Origin of the sequence: Neorhizobium sp. T6_25, from assembly GCF_002968555.1 — a bacterium.
Taxonomy (GTDB): domain Bacteria; phylum Pseudomonadota; class Alphaproteobacteria; order Rhizobiales; family Rhizobiaceae; genus Neorhizobium.
On the sequence record NZ_PVBL01000002.1, the window covers coordinates 225,057 to 243,557 of the forward strand.

General features: G+C 61.9%; 20 protein-coding genes. 13 read left to right on the forward strand and 7 right to left on the reverse strand.

Annotation, left to right across the window (positions count from 1 at the left end; all coding sequences use genetic code 11):
- Positions 1–17: 17 nt before the first annotated feature.
- Positions 18–542 carry a hypothetical protein gene (locus C5L10_RS03245; protein WP_245447911.1) on the reverse strand — a complete coding sequence of 175 codons (525 nt, stop codon included), beginning with the start codon at positions 540–542 and terminating at the stop codon, positions 18–20.
- Positions 529–849, reverse strand: coding sequence for a nucleotidyltransferase domain-containing protein (locus C5L10_RS03250; RefSeq protein ID WP_105428512.1), 321 nt, complete (start codon positions 847–849; stop codon positions 529–531). Before C5L10_RS03250 ends, C5L10_RS03245 begins: the two co-directional genes overlap by 14 nt.
- Before the next feature lie 184 nt (positions 850–1,033).
- On the opposite strand from C5L10_RS03250, the gene C5L10_RS03255 reads away from it, so the two are divergent.
- From C5L10_RS03255 to C5L10_RS03290, 8 genes are all read left to right on the forward strand, one after another.
- Positions 1,034–1,987, forward strand: a complete 954-nt coding sequence (locus tag C5L10_RS03255; protein ID WP_105428513.1) for a sugar-binding transcriptional regulator — start codon at positions 1,034–1,036, stop codon at positions 1,985–1,987.
- Positions 1,988–2,133: 146 nt separating this feature from the next.
- A complete protein-coding gene (locus tag C5L10_RS03260) occupies positions 2,134–3,459 on the forward strand; it encodes a sugar ABC transporter substrate-binding protein (RefSeq protein WP_105428514.1) in 1,326 nt (441 codons plus the stop codon).
- 217 nt (positions 3,460–3,676) lie between these two features.
- Positions 3,677–4,549 carry a carbohydrate ABC transporter permease gene (locus C5L10_RS03265; protein ID WP_105400071.1) on the forward strand — a complete coding sequence of 291 codons (873 nt, stop codon included), beginning with the start codon at positions 3,677–3,679 and terminating at the stop codon, positions 4,547–4,549.
- A 9-nt stretch (positions 4,550–4,558) separates the two neighbouring features.
- Positions 4,559–5,383 (forward strand): carbohydrate ABC transporter permease, encoded by an 825-nt coding sequence (locus tag C5L10_RS03270; protein WP_046668337.1) that lies wholly within the window; start codon positions 4,559–4,561, stop codon positions 5,381–5,383.
- A gap of 11 nt (positions 5,384–5,394) precedes the next feature.
- Positions 5,395–6,399, forward strand: coding sequence for an ABC transporter ATP-binding protein (locus tag C5L10_RS03275; protein ID WP_105428515.1), 1,005 nt, complete (start codon positions 5,395–5,397; stop codon positions 6,397–6,399).
- 23 nt (positions 6,400–6,422) lie between these two features.
- Complete coding sequence (locus C5L10_RS03280) at positions 6,423–7,904, forward strand: mannitol dehydrogenase family protein (protein WP_105428516.1); 1,482 nt, start codon at positions 6,423–6,425, stop codon at positions 7,902–7,904.
- 6 nt (positions 7,905–7,910) lie between these two features.
- A complete protein-coding gene (locus tag C5L10_RS03285; RefSeq protein WP_105428517.1) occupies positions 7,911–8,627 on the forward strand; it encodes an HAD family hydrolase in 717 nt (238 codons plus the stop codon).
- A gap of 48 nt (positions 8,628–8,675) precedes the next feature.
- Complete coding sequence (locus tag C5L10_RS03290) at positions 8,676–10,268, forward strand: FGGY-family carbohydrate kinase (protein WP_105428518.1); 1,593 nt, start codon at positions 8,676–8,678, stop codon at positions 10,266–10,268.
- Between the two features lie 74 nt (positions 10,269–10,342).
- On the opposite strand, the gene C5L10_RS03295 is transcribed toward C5L10_RS03290, so the two are convergent.
- The 3 genes from C5L10_RS03295 to C5L10_RS03305 all read right to left on the reverse strand — a co-directional run bounded on the left by C5L10_RS03295 (position 10,343) and on the right by C5L10_RS03305 (position 13,769).
- Positions 10,343–12,097: a penicillin-binding protein 2 gene (locus C5L10_RS03295; RefSeq protein ID WP_105428682.1), complete on the reverse strand. Its 1,755-nt coding sequence runs from the start codon at positions 12,095–12,097 to the stop codon at positions 10,343–10,345.
- A 347-nt stretch (positions 12,098–12,444) separates the two neighbouring features.
- Positions 12,445–13,302, reverse strand: a complete 858-nt coding sequence (locus C5L10_RS03300) for a sigma-70 family RNA polymerase sigma factor (RefSeq protein ID WP_105428519.1) — start codon at positions 13,300–13,302, stop codon at positions 12,445–12,447.
- Positions 13,302–13,769, reverse strand: coding sequence for a carboxymuconolactone decarboxylase family protein (locus C5L10_RS03305; RefSeq protein ID WP_105428520.1), 468 nt, complete (start codon positions 13,767–13,769; stop codon positions 13,302–13,304). The genes C5L10_RS03300 and C5L10_RS03305 overlap by 1 nt, the downstream gene beginning before the upstream one ends.
- A 192-nt stretch (positions 13,770–13,961) precedes the next feature.
- Here C5L10_RS03305 and C5L10_RS03310 point away from each other — a divergent pair, with 192 nt between their 5' ends.
- Entirely contained in the window at positions 13,962–14,675 is a 714-nt protein-coding gene (locus tag C5L10_RS03310) for a sulfate transporter family protein (protein ID WP_105428521.1), read from the forward strand.
- On the opposite strand, the gene C5L10_RS03315 is transcribed toward C5L10_RS03310, so the two are convergent.
- Positions 14,672–15,097 carry a VOC family protein gene (locus C5L10_RS03315; protein WP_105428522.1) on the reverse strand — a complete coding sequence of 142 codons (426 nt, stop codon included), beginning with the start codon at positions 15,095–15,097 and terminating at the stop codon, positions 14,672–14,674. The two genes, C5L10_RS03310 and C5L10_RS03315, sit on opposite strands and share 4 nt — an antisense overlap.
- 90 nt (positions 15,098–15,187) lie before the next feature.
- On the opposite strand from C5L10_RS03315, the gene C5L10_RS03320 reads away from it, so the two are divergent.
- Positions 15,188–15,754 (forward strand): TetR/AcrR family transcriptional regulator, encoded by a 567-nt coding sequence (locus C5L10_RS03320; protein ID WP_105428523.1) that lies wholly within the window; start codon positions 15,188–15,190, stop codon positions 15,752–15,754.
- Here the strand turns inward: C5L10_RS03320 and nth are convergent.
- Positions 15,731–16,534, reverse strand: a complete 804-nt coding sequence (gene nth, locus C5L10_RS03325; RefSeq protein ID WP_105428524.1) for an endonuclease III — start codon at positions 16,532–16,534, stop codon at positions 15,731–15,733. The genes C5L10_RS03320 and nth overlap by 24 nt on opposite strands.
- Positions 16,535–16,570: 36 nt before the next feature.
- Here nth and C5L10_RS03330 point away from each other — a divergent pair, with 36 nt between their 5' ends.
- From C5L10_RS03330 to C5L10_RS03340, 3 genes are all read left to right on the forward strand, one after another.
- Positions 16,571–17,053: a DUF2244 domain-containing protein gene (locus tag C5L10_RS03330; protein WP_105428525.1), complete on the forward strand. Its 483-nt coding sequence runs from the start codon at positions 16,571–16,573 to the stop codon at positions 17,051–17,053.
- 148 nt (positions 17,054–17,201) lie between these two features.
- On the forward strand, positions 17,202–18,083 hold the full coding sequence (locus C5L10_RS03335) for a bifunctional helix-turn-helix domain-containing protein/methylated-DNA--[protein]-cysteine S-methyltransferase (RefSeq protein ID WP_046634498.1): 882 nt from the start codon (positions 17,202–17,204) through the stop codon (positions 18,081–18,083).
- A 128-nt stretch (positions 18,084–18,211) separates the two neighbouring features.
- On the forward strand, positions 18,212–18,493 hold the full coding sequence (locus C5L10_RS03340; RefSeq protein WP_105428526.1) for a PilZ domain-containing protein: 282 nt from the start codon (positions 18,212–18,214) through the stop codon (positions 18,491–18,493).
- Positions 18,494–18,501 lie beyond the last annotated feature (8 nt).

The following is an 18,501-nucleotide window of genomic DNA, read 5'->3' on the forward strand; positions in this document are numbered from 1 at the left end:
GATCCGGATCGTGCGGGTTATCGACGGGGGGCGCCGGCTGTTCCACCGCCGTCGTCATCCGTATCTTCAGCGGCCATCGTCTTTTCCAGCCGGACAACGGCATCCACGAATGATGGAAATGCTTCGCGAATTCGATCCAGGTTCTCGATCACCTTGTCGGCTTTCAGGTCGAATCCGTATCGGTGCCGAACGAGATGGCGGAAGGCTTTCAGTTCCGTCAGAGACTCGTATAGCTCCGCGTCGATAACGGACGGCCGTATGCCGTCGATTTCGGCCGACATCTGGTCCAGAACATCCTGATGCATTGTCGGTCCGCTGGGAACGAGACCGTCCACGTCCCGTGCCAGGCTCAGAAGACTGTCCTCAATGCCGTTATAGACGTTATGGATACCCAATGAGATGGCTGACAGTGCGCCCCATTCTCCATCGGAAACCTCCTGGGAATGTCGCGCGAAAAAGATTTCGAGCTGTTCCAGCTCCCGTTCCGCGCGCGCGATCTTTGGTGACAAGCGTGAAAAAGCCGGAAGGCTAAACGCAGCCATCTAAAAGCTCCTGTACCCTGTCGGCGGTCATATCGGCCGCGAAGATCAGATCGTAGGGAATATCTGTCCCTCGCATGTGATCCGCGACGAGTCGTTCGATAAAAAGTCTGCGCGCAGGATCGACCGGGCCGCTCACCAGGAAGTCGACATCAGAATGTAAATGAAAGCTGCGCTTCGCCAAGGAGCCGATGGTGCGCATTTCGACGCCATGCTTGCGGGCGTCTTCAAGTATGCGTTCAGCGCGAACCGACGCGGTTTTATATCGCATTTCCGTTCGACGTTCGATCAGCGCTTCCATCCGGTTCATGCACGGGTTCCCGGCTATTACCATTCTTCTTCAGCCTATATCATTTCTCAGCAGGCTCAAAGGCAGCGCAACGGTCACACGAGGGTATGCGCGGCGACGATGCAGGTGCAATGTGGCCGCGATGGCAACCGTTTGACAGACCATCCGAAACCATGGCAGCAACATGCGGAGGAGAATTTCTGCCATGGCAAAACGGTCTGATACGCAAGGGCGGCTCGACGATGCGGCGCGGGCCGGCTGGCTCTACTACGTCGCGGGGCGAACCCAGGACGAGATCGCCGCGGCCATGAGCATTTCGCGGCAGTCGGCCCAGCGGCTGGTGTCGCTCGCGGTTGCCGAACGGCTGATCAAGGTGCGCCTCGACCATCCGATTGCAGCCTGCCTGGAACTCGCCGAGGGCTTGCGCAAGAAATACGATCTCAAGCATGTCGAAGTGGTGCCGAGCGATCCGGTGGGGGGCTCCAGCACCGTCGGGATCGCCGAAGCCGGCGCCGCCGAGATCGAACGCTGGCTGAAGCGCCCGGACCCGATCGTCATCGCGGTCGGCACGGGCCGGACGCTGAAGGCTGCCGTCGACCAGCTGCCGCCGATGGAGTGCCCGCAGCACCGTATCGTGTCGCTGACCGGCAATATCGGACCGGACGGATCGGCCGCCTTCTACAACGTCATCTTCTCGATGGCGGACGCCATCAAGGCGCGGCATTTTCCGATGCCGCTGCCGGTTCTCTGTTCCTCCGCCGAGGAGCGCGAGACCCTGCACGACCAGGCGTTGGTGCGCTCGACGCTCGAACTCGGGGCGCAGGCGGACGTTACCTTCGTCGGCATCGGCGAACTTGGGCCCGACGGGCCACTCTGCGTCGACGGCTTCCTCGGCAAAGAGGAAATGCAAAAACTCGTCCGGGAAGGTGCAGCCGGCGAGATCTGCGGCTGGGTCTATGACAATCAGGGCCGGCTTCTCGCCAATTCCATCAACGATCGCGTCGCCAGCGTGCCGATCCCCTCGCGGGAGACCTCCTCGGTCATCGGTCTGGCGCAGGGACGCCGGAAGTTCCAGGCGATTTCCGCTGCGCTCAAGGGCAATATCATCAACGGCGTGATCACCGACGAGGCGACTGCGGAGCAATTGCTCGGTCGCTGAGCAAAAATTACATGTAACGAAATCAATCAGATAACCAATGTCTGCTGCATTGCAGCGACGATTGGAGGTTGACTTCCTTCACCATTATGTGGGTAATTGCCCATGAGCAAAGCGAATGCTCGTTACTCATCTTCTGGGAGGAAGATATGACATTGAAGACGATTTTGCTGGGCGCCTGCTCGGCGCTGGCGCTTGCCGGCATTTTCTCCACCGCGGCTTCGGCTGAAACCCTCACCATCGCGACGGTCAACAACGGCGACATGGTCCGCATGCAGGGCCTGACTTCCGAGTTCACCAAGGCGAACCCGGATATCCAGATCAACTGGGTCACGCTTGAAGAAAACGTGCTGCGCGAGCGTGTCACCACCGACATCGCTACCAAGGGCGGCCAGTACGACATCCTGACGATCGGCAATTACGAAGTTCCGATCTGGGCCAAGCAGGGCTGGCTGCTCGAACTCAACAAGCTCGGTGACAAGTACGACACCAACGACATCCTGCCGGCGATCAAGGGCGGTCTGACCGTCAACGGCAAGCTCTATGCGGCGCCGTTCTACGGCGAGTCGGCGATGATCATGTATCGCAAGGACCTGTTCGAGAAGGCCGGCCTCAAGATGCCGGAAAACCCGACCTGGGAATTCATCGGCGATGCGGCTCGCAAGATCACCGACCGCAAGACCGACGTGAACGGCATCTGCCTGCGCGGCAAGGCCGGCTGGGGCGAGAACATGGCGTTCATCACGGCGCTCACCAACTCGTTTGGCGGCCGCTGGTTCGACGAAAAGTGGACCCCGCAGTTCGACCAGCCGGAATGGAAGGCAGCCCTGCAGTTCTATGTGGACCTGATGAAGGATGCCGGCCCGTCCGGTGCCTCCTCGAACGGCTTCAACGAAAACCTGACGCTGTTCCAGCAGGGTAAATGCGGCATGTGGATGGACGCCACCGTGGCTGCCTCCTTCGTCTCCAACCCGAAGGATTCCAAGGTTGCCGACAAGGTGGGTTACGCGCTCTTCCCGACCAAGGGCGAGATGAAGAACCATGGCAACTGGCTGTGGTCCTGGAACCTCGCCGTTCCGAATTCTTCGAAGAAGGCTGACTCGGCGCAGAAGTTCATCTCCTGGGCAACCAGCAAGGAATATACCCAGCTCGTCGCCGCCAAGGAAGGCTGGGCCAACGTTCCTCCGGGCACCCGCACCTCGCTCTACAACAATGCGGACTATCAGAAGGCTGCCGCCTTCGCAGCCCCGACCCTTGCTGCGATGGGTGCTGCCGATATCACCAAGCCGACCGTCAAGCCGGTGCCCTATACCGGCGGCCAGTTCGTCGCGATCCCTGAATTCCAGGCGATCGGCACGAATGTCGGCCAGTTGTTCTCGGCAGTCGTCGCCGGCCAGTCCACGGTCGCCGATGCGCTTGCCCAGGCCCAGACGGCTACGACGCGCGAAATGAAGCGCGCCGGTTATCCGAAATAAGCTCCAGAGCCACGGCTGTCCGGCAACCCTGCGCCGGACAGCCGGATCTTGGCCGAGATCATCCGCCTTGAGGGTTTGAGGCGGGCCGACGATCGGGCAGGGCAATCCGGCTATAACCAGACAACAACAAAAACCTGCATCCTGCGTCGGTCTCCTTCCCCAAAAGAAAAAGGCGCGGGATAACTGGAACGACCACGTTCCATGGGAGGGCGTCGATATGGCAACGCAAAACACCAAGACGTTGGCGCGCCTGATGATGGCGCCCTCCGTTCTGCTTCTTCTCGTCTGGATGATCGTGCCGCTGGCGATGACGCTGTGGTTCTCGTTCCAGAATTACAATCTGCTCGATCCGTCCAATGTCAGCTTCACGGGTCTGTTCAACTACGAGTTCTTCTATACCGACCCCGCCTTCTTCCAGTCGATCTGGAACACGCTGGTCATCGTCGGCGGAGTGCTGCTGATCACCGTCATCGGCGGTATCGCCATCGCACTCCTCCTGGACCAGCCGATCTTCGGGCAGGGTATCGTCCGCATTCTGATCATATCGCCTTTCTTCGTGATGCCGCCGGTTGCGGCGCTCGTCTGGAAGAACATGATCATGAATCCGAGCTACGGGGTGTTTGCCGATATCTCAAGGTTCTTCGGGCTCCGGCCGGTCGACTGGTTCGCGCAATATCCGCTGTTTTCGATCGTCGTCATCGTCGCCTGGCAATGGCTGCCGTTCGCAACGCTCATCCTGTTGACCGCGCTGCAGTCGCTCGACGGCGAGCAGAAGGAAGCGGCGGAAATGGACGGCGCCAATTTCCTCAACCGGTTCGTCTATCTCGTGCTGCCGCATCTCGCCCGGTCGATCACCGTCGTCATCCTCATCCAGACGATCTTCCTGCTCGGCGTCTATGCGGAAATCCTGGTCACCACCAATGGTGGCCCCGGTTACGCCTCCACCAACCTCGCCTTCCTGATCTACCGCACGGCGCTCCTCGGCTATGACGTCGGCGGCGCCTCTGCAGGCGGCATTATCGCAGTCGTGCTCGCCAATATCGTCGCCTTCTTCCTGATGCGCGCCGTCGGCAAGAACTTGGACCGGTAGGAGAAGATCATGGCACGCAACGTTACAACAAGACACAAGGTCACCGCCACCGCCGCCGCCTGGATCGTCGCGCTGATCATCTTCTTCCCGATCCTCTATACGATCATCACCAGCATCAAGACCGAGCCGGAAGCGATCGCAGGCTTCAGCCTGTGGCCATCGGGCACGTTCGAGAACTACATCACCGTGCAGACGCAACGCGATTACCTGAAGCCGTTCATGAACTCGGTGATCCTGTCGGTCGGCTCCACCATCCTGGCGCTGATCATCGCGATCCCGTCGGCCTGGGCCATGGCGTTCTCGCCGACCAAGCGCACCAAGGACGTCCTGATGTGGATGCTTTCCACCAAGATGATGCCGGCGGTCGCGGTTCTGGTGCCGATCTACCTTCTGTTCCGCGATTTCGGCCTGCTCGACAGCCGCATCGGCCTGACAGTGATGCTGACGCTGATCAACCTGCCGATCGTGGTGTGGATGCTCTACACCTACTTCCGCGAAATTCCGGGCGAAATCCTGGAAGCGGCGCGGATGGACGGGGCGGGGCTCTGGCAGGAGATCGTCTACGTGCTGACACCGATGGCGGTGCCGGGCATCGCCTCGACGCTGCTCCTCAACATCATCCTCGCCTGGAACGAGTCGTTCTGGACGATCCGGCTGTCGACCACCAATGCGGCGCCGCTGACGGCCTTCATCGCCTCGTTCTCCAGCCCGCAAGGCCTGTTCTGGGCAAAACTCTCGGCAGCCTCGACCATGGCGATCGCGCCGATCCTCATCCTCGGCTGGTTCTCACAGAAACAACTCGTTCGCGGCCTCACGTTTGGCGCGGTTAAGTAAGGAAAACGGACATGGGCAGCATCACGCTCCAAAAAGTGTCGAAAGTGTTCGGCGAGGCCAAGGTCATTCCGTCGATCGATCTCGAAATCACTGACGGCGAATTCGTCGTCTTCGTCGGCCCGTCCGGCTGCGGTAAGTCCACGCTGCTGCGCCTGATTGCAGGGCTGGAAGATGTGTCCGGCGGCCAAATCCTGATCGACGGCAAGGACGTCACCCAGGCCGCCCCCGCTGAACGCGGCCTGGCGATGGTGTTCCAGTCCTACGCGCTCTATCCGCATATGAGCGTGCGCAACAACATCGCCTTCCCGTTGAAGATGGCGAAAATGGAGAAATCAGCGATCGACAAGAAGGTGACGGATGCGGCCCGCGTGCTGAACCTCACCGACTATCTCGAACGGCGCCCCTCGCAGCTCTCCGGCGGCCAGCGCCAGCGCGTCGCGATCGGCCGGGCGATCGTCCGCGAGCCTTCGGCCTTCCTGTTCGACGAGCCGCTTTCCAACCTCGACGCAGCATTGCGCGGAACGATGCGGCTGGAGATCAGCGACCTGCACCACCAGCTCAAGACGACGATGGTCTATGTCACCCACGACCAGGTCGAAGCGATGACCATGGCCGACAAGATCGTGGTGCTGAACCGCGGCAATATCGAGCAGGTCGGCTCGCCGCTCGAACTCTACAAGAGCCCGCGCAACCTGTTCGTCGCCGGCTTCATCGGTTCGCCGCACATGAACTTCGTCGACGGTGCCTATGCGCAGTCGAAGAATGCCAAGACTGCCGGCATCCGGCCGGAACACTTGAACCTTTCCAAGGACAGCGGCATCTGGCGCGGCACCGTGAAGGTCGCCGAACATCTCGGTGCCGACACGTTCCTGCATCTCGATGTCGAGGGCATCGGTCAGATCACCGCGCGCTGCGACGGGGAATTCGGCGCCTATCACGGTGACACCGTCTACATGACGCCCGATGAGGCCAAGCTCCATCGGTTCGACGACAAGGGCCTCGCCCTGAAGGCCTGACGGGCCATATCGGAGTAAAGACAATGACTGTGAAGCTTTCGCTGGCGAGCTTGAAGGACGCTGCGGCCACGGCCGCGGTGCCGGCCTATGACCCCAAGGGCCTGACTGCCGGCATCGTGCATTTCGGCGTCGGCAATTTCCACCGCGCCCACCAGGCGATCTATCTCGACGACCTGTTCAACACCGGCAAGGCCCATGACTGGGCGATCATTGGCGCCGGCGTGATGCCATCCGATGGCGCCATGCGCGACAAATTGAAGGCTCAGGATTTCCTCACCACCGTCGTCGAGCAGGACAATAATAGGACTGCTGCCCGCATCACCGCGCCGATGATCGACATCATCGCCCCCGGCGAGGTCGCGACCCTGATCGAGACGCTGGCGGACCCGAAAATCCGCGTCGTTTCGATGACGATCACCGAAGGCGGGTATTTCATCGACGCTTCCGGCCGGTTCAATCCCGCCCACCCGGCAATCACCGAGGACGGCAAAAATCCGACGAGCCCGAAGACCGTCTTCGGTCTGATCCTCGCCGGTCTCAAGGAGCGCAAGGCACGCGGCGTCAACCCCTTCACCATCATGTCCTGCGACAACATTCCCGGAAACGGCGAAGTGACGGAGAACGCGATCATCGGGCTTGCCCGGCTTTCCGATCCGGACTTCGCCCATTGGATTCACGAGAACGTCGCCTTCCCCAGCTCGATGGTCGACCGCATCACGCCGGCGACCGGCCAACGCGAGATCGACATCCTCAAGAACGATTTCGGCATCGACGACAACTGGCCGGTTTTCTGCGAGGAATTCAAGCAGTGGGTGATGGAGGACAAGTTCCCTGCCGGCCGGCCTCGGCTGGAAGAGGTCGGTGTCCAGTTCGTGCCCGACGTGGCGCCCTACGAGCTGATGAAGATACGCATCCTCAACGGCGGTCATGCGGCCATCGCATATCCAGCCGCCCTTCTCGACATCCATTTCGTGCACGAGGCGATGGAGCACAGGCTGATCCGCGGCTTTCTGGAAAAGCTGGAGAACGACGAGATCATTCCGGTCATCCCGCCGGTGCCGGATACCAACCTCGTCGATTACTACAAGCTGATCGAGCGGCGGTTCTCCAACCCGAAGATCGGCGATACCATCCCCAGGCTGGCGCAGGACGGCTCCAACCGCCAGCCGAAATTCATCCTGCCCTCGACGGCCGACCGGCTCGCCAAGGGCCAGGACATCATCGGCCTGTCGCTGGTCTCGGCGCTGTGGTGCCGCTATTTCGCGGGCACGTCCGACAGTGGCAAGGAGATCACCTTCAACGACGCCAGCGCCGACCGCCTGAACGCCGCGGCGCTGAAAGCCAAGGATAACCCGGACGCCTTCCTTGCGCTTGGCGATATCTTCGGCGACGTTGCGAAATCTGAGCTGTTCCGCACCCGCTTTGCGCATGCGCTGAAGACGCTCTGGGTTGAAGGGACGGCAAAGACGCTCGAGCTCTATCTCGACGGCAAGCTCGTCAAATAGCGGGTGATGGACGTGCAACAGTCGGCGGGACCACTGGTGATCTTCGATTGCGACGGGGTTCTCGTCGACAGCGAACCGGTTTCCGTGCGGGTGCTGGTCGATGCGCTGCGCCGCAAGGGGGTCGAGATGGATGCGGCGGAGGCCTATCGCCGCTTTCTCGGCCGCAGCCTCGGCACCGTCACCAAGACGATGCGCGAGGAATTCGGCGTCGAGGCCGACGATACGTTTCTCGAAGACATGCGCCACGATCTTTACGCCCGTTTCCGCGCCGAGTTGCAGCCGATGCCGGGCATAACCGAAGCGCTGGATGCCTTGAGTTTCCGCCGTTGCGTCGCCTCGTCCAGCCAACCGGAGCGCATCCGCCTGTCGCTGACGCTGACCGGCCTGATCGACAAGCTGGAGCCGAACATCTTTTCCGCCACGATGGTGGAAAAGGGCAAGCCGGCGCCGGATCTCTTCCTGCACGCGGCCAGCGAAATGAGCGCCGATCCCAAAAACTGCATCGTCATCGAGGACAGTCCCGCCGGTATTCAGGCGGGCCACAGCGCCGGCATGTCGGTCTTTGCCTTCGTCGGCGGTTCGCATGCCAGCGTTCCCGGCTACCGGGAGCAGATCGACGCGCTTTCGCCGGAAGTCGTGTTTGACGCCATGCCGGATTTGATCCACCTTGTCCAAAAACATATAGAGGGTCGCAGCGGCTCCGTTTCTTCGACCGTGCTTTAGTGCGATCCTTGGAACTGCTGGGCGACAAGGGACAGGAAACGAATCCGGATGCGTGATCACCTCGTTGCGGTCGATATCGGCACGGGCAGCGCCCGCGCCGGCGTCTTTGATCGCCACGGGCGCCTGCTTGCCAAGGCCAAGCACCCGATCGCGATGTTCCGCCCCAGGCAAAACCACGCCGAGCACGATTCCGAGGATATCTGGGCCGCCACCTGCCGCGCCGTCAGAGAGGCGATGGCGGAGGCAGGCATGACTGCCGACCGCATCGCCGCGATCGGCTTCGATGCCACCTGCTCGCTCGTCGCCCGCGACCGAGACGGCAGGCCGCTCACGGTATCCACCACCGGCAAGGCCAATCAGGACACCATTGTCTGGCTCGACCATCGGGCGATCAAACAAGCCGACCAGCTTTCCGCCACCGGCCACAAAGTGCTGGAATTTTCCGGCGGCTCGCTGTCGCCGGAGATGGAAATGCCCAAGCTGATGTGGCTGAAACAGCATCTGCCGCAAAGCTGGGCGAGGGCGGGTCATCTCTTCGACCTCGCCGATTTCCTCACCTGGAAGGCGACCGGCTCGCCCGCGCGTTCCCGCTGCACGCTGACAGCCAAGTGGAACTATCTCGCCCACGAAAACCCCGGCTGGAGTGCCGATTACCTGTCGCTTGCCGGCCTCGAAGACCTGCTCGAAAAGGGCGGTCTGCCGGACGAAACGATCGGCGTCGGGACAAGTCTGGGAAGCCTGAGCCGGCAGGCGGCCGATGGGCTCGGCCTCGACACGAAGGTGCAGGTGGCCCCCGGCATGATCGACGCCTATGCCGGTGCCTTCGGCGTGCTCGGCGGGGTGTCGGGTGGCGCCTTGGGCGGCTCGACGCTCGAGACCAGCGTGGCGTTGATCGGCGGCACCTCGAGTTGCATTGTCGCCTTCACGAAAGATTCCAAACCCGGCCGCAGCCTCTGGGGTCCGTATTACGAGGCGATCCTGCCGGGCCACTGGCTGGTCGAAGGCGGCCAATCGGCGGCGGGCGCGCTGCTCGATCATATCGTGATGATGCACGCGGCCGGTGGCGAACCGACGGCGGAGCTGCACGGCCGCATCATCGCCCGCGTCGGCGAGCTGCGCAGCGAGACCGAGGGCGATATCGCCCCGAACCTCCACGTCCTGCCGGATTTCCACGGCAACCGTTCGCCGCTTGCCGACCCGCACGCGACCGGCGTCATCAGCGGCCTGACGCTCGACACGTCTTTCGACGGCCTCTGCCGCCTCTACTGGCGGACCTGCGTCTCGATCGCGCTCGGCATCAGGCACATTCTTGATGCGCTTTCGGGTTACGGCTACCGCTTCGAAACCCTCCACGTCACCGGCGGCCACGTCAACAACCCGCTGCTGGTCGAACTCTACGCCGACGTCACCGGCCGCAAGGTGGTGATCCCGGAGAACCGCGACGCAGTGCTGCTCGGCACGGCGATGGCGGCCGCGGTTGCCGGCGGCGTGTTCGGCTCGCTGTTCGAAGCGGGGCAGGCGATGGACGGCGGGGGGACGGAGCTGCTGCCGGACCCGGCGCGGGCCGAGCAGTACGGGCTGGATTACCGCCGGTTCCTGGCGATGGTGCGGCATCGGGAGGAATTACGGGGGATGGCGTAGGGAGGATGCCCGGCACGGCAAGACCGGACGCTTCAGCGTATTTGCCGCCATTGCAACCGCCGGGACACCGCAGTCTAATAATTCATCAGCAGGTTTGGCGCGCCCGAAGATCCGAAACGGGGCTGTACGCCGAGCAATGGCGCTGATCGGCCGATGATCTCCTTGATCATAGGCGCGGCGGTGGATGCTGCTGTCCGTCCGCCGTGTTCGCCGGTCTGCGGAGCATCGATGATCGAAAGCACGATGTATTTGGGCCTGTCCATCGGGAAGGCTGCGACGAAGGCGTTGAAGTTGATATCCTTGGCATAACGTCCGTTGATCACCTTGTCGGCCGTGCCCGTCTTGCCGCCGACCTGGAAACCTTCGACCTGGGCACCGCGTCCGGAGCCTTTCACGCCGTTCCAGGTGAACAGGTAGCGCATATCGGCGCTGGTGCCCTGCTTTATCACCGGGCGAGAAACCTGTTCGGCCTCTTCCCGGGAGCGGGGAAGAAACGTGGGAGGAACAAGGGTACCTCCATTGATCAGAGCGGCGGCGGCAACCGCGGTCTGCAGTGGCGTGGTCGCCACGCCATGGCCGAACGAGATCGTGACCGAGTTGATCTTCTTCCATGTCCTCGGCTGGGTTGGCGTTGCCACGCCCGGCATTTCGGTTTCCATCCTGGAGAGGAGCCCGAGCTTGGTGAGGAATTGCTGGTGGCCTTCGATGCCGACCTTGTCCGCGACCGCCGCGGTGCCGATGTTCGATGAATACTGGAAGACTTCGGAGATCGTCAGCGGCCGGTTCTTTCCGCGGAAATCCTTGATGGTGAAGCCGCCCATGCGGATCGGCCGGGACGCATCAACGACGGAATTCAGGGTGATCTTGCCTTCGTCCAGCCCCATCGCCAGCGTGAAGCTCTTGAACGTCGAGCCCATCTCGAACGTGGCATTGCTTATCCGGTTGAACCAGCCCTTTTCGTAGTCCCTGTCGACACTACCGTCAGGCAGCATCCGGGACGGTTCGTTCGGGTCGTAGTCGGGCACCGATGCCATCGCCAGAACCTCGCCGGTATCGACATCAAGAACCACGGCGCCCGCAGCCTCGGCCTTATAGGCGGTCATCGCGTTGGCGACGACTTGGCGGACGATATTCTGGACGCGGAGATCGATGGACAGCCTGACGGGTTCGAGCGGGACCCCGCCGGTCAGCCCTGCCAGGCGAAGATCGCCAAGGCCCTGCTGATCCAGGTATCGCTCCATCCCGGCGAGGCCCTGGTTGTCGACATTCACATGGCCGACGATGTGAGAGGCGGTGACGCCGCCTGGATAGAACCGACGTTTCTCCGGTCTGAATCCGATGCCGGGAATGCCGAGCGCCAGAATATCCGCCTGCTGTTTCGGGGTGAGTTGCCGCTTCAGCCACTGGAATGCGGTCTGCGATCTCAGCTTCTTGTGAGTTTCGCTCCAGTCGAGGTTGGGGATGACGAAGGCAAGCTTTTCGACGACCTCGTCCGCATCGACGATCCGGCGCGGGTCGGCGTAGAGCGAGGTCATGTTGAGGTCGGTGGCCAGCAGCGCTCCGTTGCGGTCGACGATGTCCGGCCTGGATGCGACGGGATTGCTGGAAATTGCTCCCGTCGCGGCCGGTTCGGCAAGACCGTATTGGACAAGGCGCGCGCCGACAATGAAATAGATCGCAAGGAAGCCGGCGATCAGGATTCCGAGCCTCTGCCTTGCGTCTTTCTTCCGGCGCGCGCTTGCGCCCATGAAGGTCGCATTTTTCGCACCGACATTGCTCCTAACGATGAAATGTGCACGGCTTCTCAGCCGGACGACAAAAGAGATCATCCCGAACAAATCCAAAAAACATATCAGCCGAAGGCAAAAGTCGAGCGGTTCGTCAGCCGCTGGATTGCAGCCTGCACGCGGTTGAACCGGAAGCCAACAGGAGAGTTCCTGGCCTGGCGGAGATGTTTAAAGTTGTATTAATATACAATTAAAGTTGTATTCGGCTGCCCGCGGAAGGTTAACCGACGCTTGTCGGGATTGGACGTGCCATCGCCATCTCTCTCGTCTGCGCCGGTTGTGGTGGAGTACACGGCAACCTGTTCGAAGCAGGGAAGGCGATGGATGCCGCCGGGATGAGTTGCGTGGGATGGAGCCGGGCTCGGTACTCCGGAGCCTCCTCGCAGGGGCTAATGCAGATGCCTCAACTTGTCGGGATTGCGCACGATATAGATGGCCGTGATCTTCCCGTCCTCGATATCGAGTGCGGTCGTCTGCAGCTCACCGTCGGCCTCCATCGTGACGAAGCCCGGCAATCCGTTGACGAACCCGGCGCGAACGAGTGTGGAGCCGTTCTTCTGAAATTGATCCGCGAGAAAGGCGTGCACTTTCATCACCGCCTCGAAGCCGAGAACGGGCTCCGTGGCCGCAGGACGCTTGCCGCCACCGTCGGCATGAACGCTGACGTCTGCCGCCAACATGGCACCCAGCGCTGTCATGTCACCGCTGCGCGAGGCGGCGAAGAAGGCCTCGGCAAGCTCGATACCCTGTTTTTTGTCGACCTGGAAACGAGTTCTCGCCTCGCGAACATGGGTGCGCGCGCGGGCAGCAAGCTGGCGGCAGGCGGCCATGTCACGCTCGATGGTGGTTGCGACTTCCTCGAATCCCAGCCCGAAAACGTCGTGCAGCAGGAAGGCCGCGCGTTCGAGCGGCGAAAGGCGTTCGAGCGCCAGCATCAGCGGCAAGGTGACGTCCTCTTCCTTTTCCTCTTCCAGGACCGGATCGGGAAGCCAGGGTCCGATATAGGTCTCGCGCTGTCGCCGCGCCGATTTCAGCTGATCGAGGCAGAGCCGCGTTACGGTGCGGCGCAGGAATGCCTCCGGTTCGCGTATCTCTTGGCGATCGGCCTTCATCCAGCGGATGAAGGCCTCCTGCACCATGTCCTCGGCATCGGACACGGATCCGAGCATGCGGTAGGCGACCCGCATGAGCTTCGGACGCAGCGGGTCGAAGCTGGCTGCCGCGTCCGAATGGTCGAGACCCTGCATCAGGCGGCTGCCTGGGCGGTCTTGGCACCCGCGGCATTGTTCCAGAGGCCAAAGCCAACCGCCAGGCGGTTCCAGCCGTTGATGACATTGATCATCAAAGTCAGTTTCACCTGTTCCTCCTCCGTGAACTCGGCCTTCAGGGCCTCGTAGCCGCTTTCCGGCAAATGACCTTCCGACAGCCGGGTCAGGGCTTCGGTCCAACCTAGCGCAGCGCGCTCGCGATCGGAATAGCACGGAGCTTCACGCCAGGCGGACAGCAGGTAGATGCGCTGCTCGCTCTCGCCCCGCGCCCGCGCATCGATCGTGTGCATATTGATGCAGTTGGCGCAGCCGTTGATCTGCGAGGAGCGGATTTTTACGAGTTCGATGAGGTTATGCTCGAGGCTTTCGGCAACATCGGCGGACACACCCATCCAGGCCCTCATCAGAGAGGGAGCGGCGGTGAAAGGGTTAAGTTTGGCACTCATGGTTCGTTTCCTTCTGTTGGTTACGACACCATGACGAGACAGGATCCGCCGATGTGACATCTCCGCAAGATTTTTCCTGAATATCTGAGCGGGGAGCCGGCTGCGGTCGCTTCTCCCATATCCGTCATCTCGCCCCTCCTTGCTCCGCCGCTCCCTCCCACCTACATCTCTCCCGCCAACCTGGAGACGCCGATGATCCTCGACGCCGCACGCCTTTCGCTCGCCAACCTTTTCGCACCCGAAACCCGTTCCGTGTTCTGGAAGACGCTGGGTCTCACCGCCCTTGTGCTGATCGGTCTCTGGTTCGCCCTGCGCGAAGTCTTCATCTTTTATGCCTGGCCGTGGTTTGCAGCCTTTTTCTCGGACCTGCCGGATTGGGCGGGTTGGCTCACCCTGTTTGCGGCGATTGCCGCCGGCATCGGGCTGGCGTTGGCGCTCGCTCTGCTGATCGCGCCGATCACGGCGCTGATCGCCGGCCTGTTCCTCGACGACGTCGCCGAAGTGGTCGAGAAGCGCGATTATCCGACCGATGCGCCCGGCAAGGCGATGCCGCTCGCCCAGGCGATCACCGGCTCGATCCAGTTTCTGGGCGTCGTCATCGTCGGCAATATCGTCGCACTTTTCCTGTTGTTCATCCCCGGCATCAACCTGATCGCCTTCTTCATGGTGAACGGCTATCTGCTCGGCCGGGAATTTTTCGAGTTCGCGGCGATGCGGTTTCGCACGCCTGCGGAAGCACGCGCCTTCCGCTCGAAACATTCCTCCACCGTGTTCCTGGCCGGCCTTCTGATCGCGTGTTTCCTGGCGGTCCCGATCGTCAACCTGCTGACCCCGCTGTTTGCCGCGGGCCTGATGGTGCATCTCCACAAGGCGGTCTCAAAGCGCGATCCCGGCTTCAAGCTTTAGGCGGGCAGGGCAGAAGCGTCGTATAGGGCGGCGAATTCCGCGCTCGGCGGGATCGGGGTGATGATGTCGATCAGAACGCCGTTCGGGTCGGCGGTGATGAAATGCCGCTGGCCGAAGTTCTCGTCACGGATGTCGCGGCGGATCGGCAGACCGGCCGCCGTCAGACGCGCGTAGACCGCATCGACATCCTCCACCTCGAAGTTCAGCAGCAGCCCGGAGACCTTTCCGCGCCCGCTTTCCGGGATCGTCTCATGGCTGCCGTCGAGGATGGCGAGCGTCACGTGCTCGCTCTCCCTGGATTGCAGGTGCACGTACCAGTCGGCGGAAAACAGCGCCTCGAAGCCGAAATGCTCCCTGTAGAAGGCCGCCGTGCCGGCAACGTCGTCGGTCATGATGACGGGGTAGTAGCTGATCGCTTTCATGGCTTTCGATTCTCCAGGTTTCCTGATACATTCAGTCTGTATGTTTTATAGATACATTCTGTTTGTATGTAAATGGAGGAGGGTAGCGAAATGGCGCGCAGCAATCGCGAACGAACCGATGGGACGCGGACGGCGCTGCTGGATGCCGCGCGGGCGCTCTTCGTCGAGAAGGGCTATGCGGAAACGGCAACGCCTGAGATCGTCGCGGCGGCCAGGGTCACGCGCGGCGCTCTCTACCATCATTTCATCGACAAACGGGCTTTGTTCTGGGCGGTGATCGAGCGCGAGGCGAATGACGTCGCGGCGGATATCGAGGCGCGTTCGGCCGAGGGTTCCTCGGCACGGGAAGCCCTCCTGCGGGGTGCTTCCGCCTATTTCGACGCGATGGCGGTGGCGGGGCGAACGCGGCTGCTGTTGCGGGAGGCGCCGGCCCAGATGGCGATCGATTCAGGAGAGGGTGAGGACCCCGCCGAGTCGAGCCTCAAGGTGGGGCTTTCCCACCTGCTTGCCGGCTCCGGAGCGCTTTCGCTTCTCGACCCGCTGACGGTGCTGATCTCGGCTGCCTTCGAGCGGGCGGCGATAGCCATCGATTGCGGCGGCAATCGCGCGGACTACGAGGCCGCAATCGCCGCTTTACTCGACGGGCTCGCCGATTAGCTGCTGCGGCAACTCGACAAGCGGCGCCGGCACGTCGACGGTCTTTTCCGGCGAGCGGCAGAGATCGGCGATCACGCAGCGCTCGCATTCCGGTTTTCGCGCCTTGCAGCAATAACGGCCGTGCAGGATCAGCCAGTGGTGGGCGTGGAAGAGATACTGGTCGGGGATCACCTTCAGGAGGTTCTCCTCGACCTCGTCGGGCGTCTTGCCCGGTGCCATCAGCAGCCGGTTGGCAATGCGGAAGACATGCGTGTCGACCGCCAGCGTCGGCACGCCGAAGGCCATCGACATCACCACATTCGCCGTCTTGCGGCCGACGCCCGGCAGGCGGATCAGCTCTTCGCGCGTTTTCGGCACTTGGCTACCGAACTCGTCGATCAGCATGCGACAGAGTGCGATCACGTTCTTCGCTTTGTTGCGATAGAGCCCGATGGTCTTGATATACTGGGTGACGCCTTCTTCACCCAGCGCGAGCATCTTTTCGGGCGTATCGGCGACCTTGAACAGCGCCCGCGTCGCCTTGTTGACGCCCGCATCGGTCGCCTGGGCGGACAGTGCCACCGCCACCACCAGCGTGAACGGGTTCACGTGCTCCAGCTCGCCCTTCGGCTCCGGCCGCTGCACCGAAAAGCGGCGGAAAATCTCCTCCATTTCCGCCTTCGTATAGGCGGACTTGAAGCGCTTCGGCTTGGTCGCCACCTTGGGTGTGACCTTGCGCTCGGGCGCGTGATTTGACATTTGCGAGGTGCTGGTTTTGGATTTGATCTTTGGAGTCGCCATATGCCTGTATAGGCATCCCGCAGGAGGGAAATCAACGTGGACGTTTCCGAGGAACAGCCCGTTTTCGCAGCCGAACTGACGCCCTACCGTTCGCTTGGCAGGACGGGCTTTCGCGTCGTGCTGGTGCTGACGGGCGGCATCTGCCTTCTCTACGGCGGCTTTTTCCTGATTACCGGCGCCTATCCGATCGGTTTCTTCTTCGGGCTCGATTTCCTCGGCCTCTACATCGCCCTGAAGATGAGCTACCGCTCGGGCCGCGCGCGCGAGGAAGTGACTGTCTCGCGCAGCAACCTGTCGATCCGGAAATTCTCGCCGGCGGGACGCGTGGTGGAGCACCGTTTCAATCCGTTCTGGGTGCGCTTCAACGTCCGCCGCCACGAGGAGTTCGGCATCACGTCCATGTCTGTGACGGGCGAGGGGCGCGGCACCGATATCGGTTCCTTCCTCAATCCGGACGATCGGGAAAGTTTCGCCAAGGCCTTCAGAGGAGCTCTGGCAACCGTCAAGCAGCGGGTTTAAGCGGGTTGGAAAACCTGCAATAGGGGCAAGAAACGGGTGGTTTCGGTCAAGCCGAAGGCGCATCTAAGCAGCATACCAGTTGCACAGCGATTTTTGCGCGCCCAAGGTCCAGGTTGGCCGGTGCGCGGCGCTGCAGAGGAGATAGATCATGAACGCTCTCGCCCAGATCGATTCGCCGCCTATCGACGTGACGCCCGATGGTTCCGACTACGAAACCGTGCGCCGCGTCATCGAGATGATCACGCTCGATTATCGTGACCAGCCGTCGCTGGAGGCGATTGCCTCCGAGCTCGGCCAGTCGCCGACCCAGCTCCAGAAAGTATTCACCCGCTGGGCCGGGCTGTCGCCCAAGGCTTTCCTTCAGGCCGTGACCCTCGATCATGCCAAGCGCCTGCTCGGCAAGGAGGAACTGCCGCTGCTCGAAGCTTCCTACGAGCTCGGCTTGTCCGGTCCCGGCCGCCTTCACGACCTGTTCGTCACCCATGAGGCGATGTCGCCCGGCGAATGGAAGGCGCGCGGCGGCGGCCTGACGATCCGCTACGGTTTCCACCCGTCGCCCTTCGGCGAGGCACTGGTCATGGCGACGGATCGCGGCCTCTCTGGCCTTGCCTTTGCCGATCTCGGTCATGAGCAGGCGGCGCTAGACGACATGATGCGTCGCTGGCCGAATGCCGAATACGTTCCCGACCAGGAGATGACGGCGCCTTATGTCGGCCGCGTCTTTGACCGTGCGAACTGGTCCTGCGACCGGCCGCTGAAGGTCGTGCTGATCGGCACGGATTTCCAGGTGCGCGTCTGGCAGAGCCTGTTGAAAATCCCCTTCGGCAAGGCCGTCACCTATTCCGACGTCGCCAACGACATCGGCCAGCCGACCGCCAGCCGCGCGGTGGGTGCGGCTGTTGGAGCCAACCCGATCTCGTTCGTGGTGCCCTGCCACCGGGCCCTCGGCAAGAGCGGCGCGCTGACCGGATATCACTGGGGGCTGACGCGCAAGCGGGCGATCTTGGGATGGGAAGCGGGAAATGCGTAAGGAGCCGAACGCTTGATCTCAGCGTTTGGGTTCCATTGCCGGGCCGCAAGCCGGCCGGTACCAAGCGCCTGCAAAAGTCATGGACGGCCTCTGAGGATTGCGGGATTGCCCATTGGGGAATATAAGTGATGCCTGAAGTAATCGTCGAAGGATGCGGTCAGGTGCATGAGCGCAGATACCAGAGATCGAAAAGCTTTCTAGGCGCCAAGATCATCTTCAATGGCGATCATTCGGCCTTCGATTGCATCGTGAAGGAAATCTCGGCCGGCGGCGCGTTGATCAAGATCGAGAATGCCTTGTCCGTGCCGGAAAGCTTCGGCCTCGCCTTGTCGGATGGCCGGCGTTTCGAATGCGAAGTCCGCTGGCGGCGGATCAATTCCCTCGGAGTAGAGTTCCTGGCCGCTGCCTGACTGTCCGC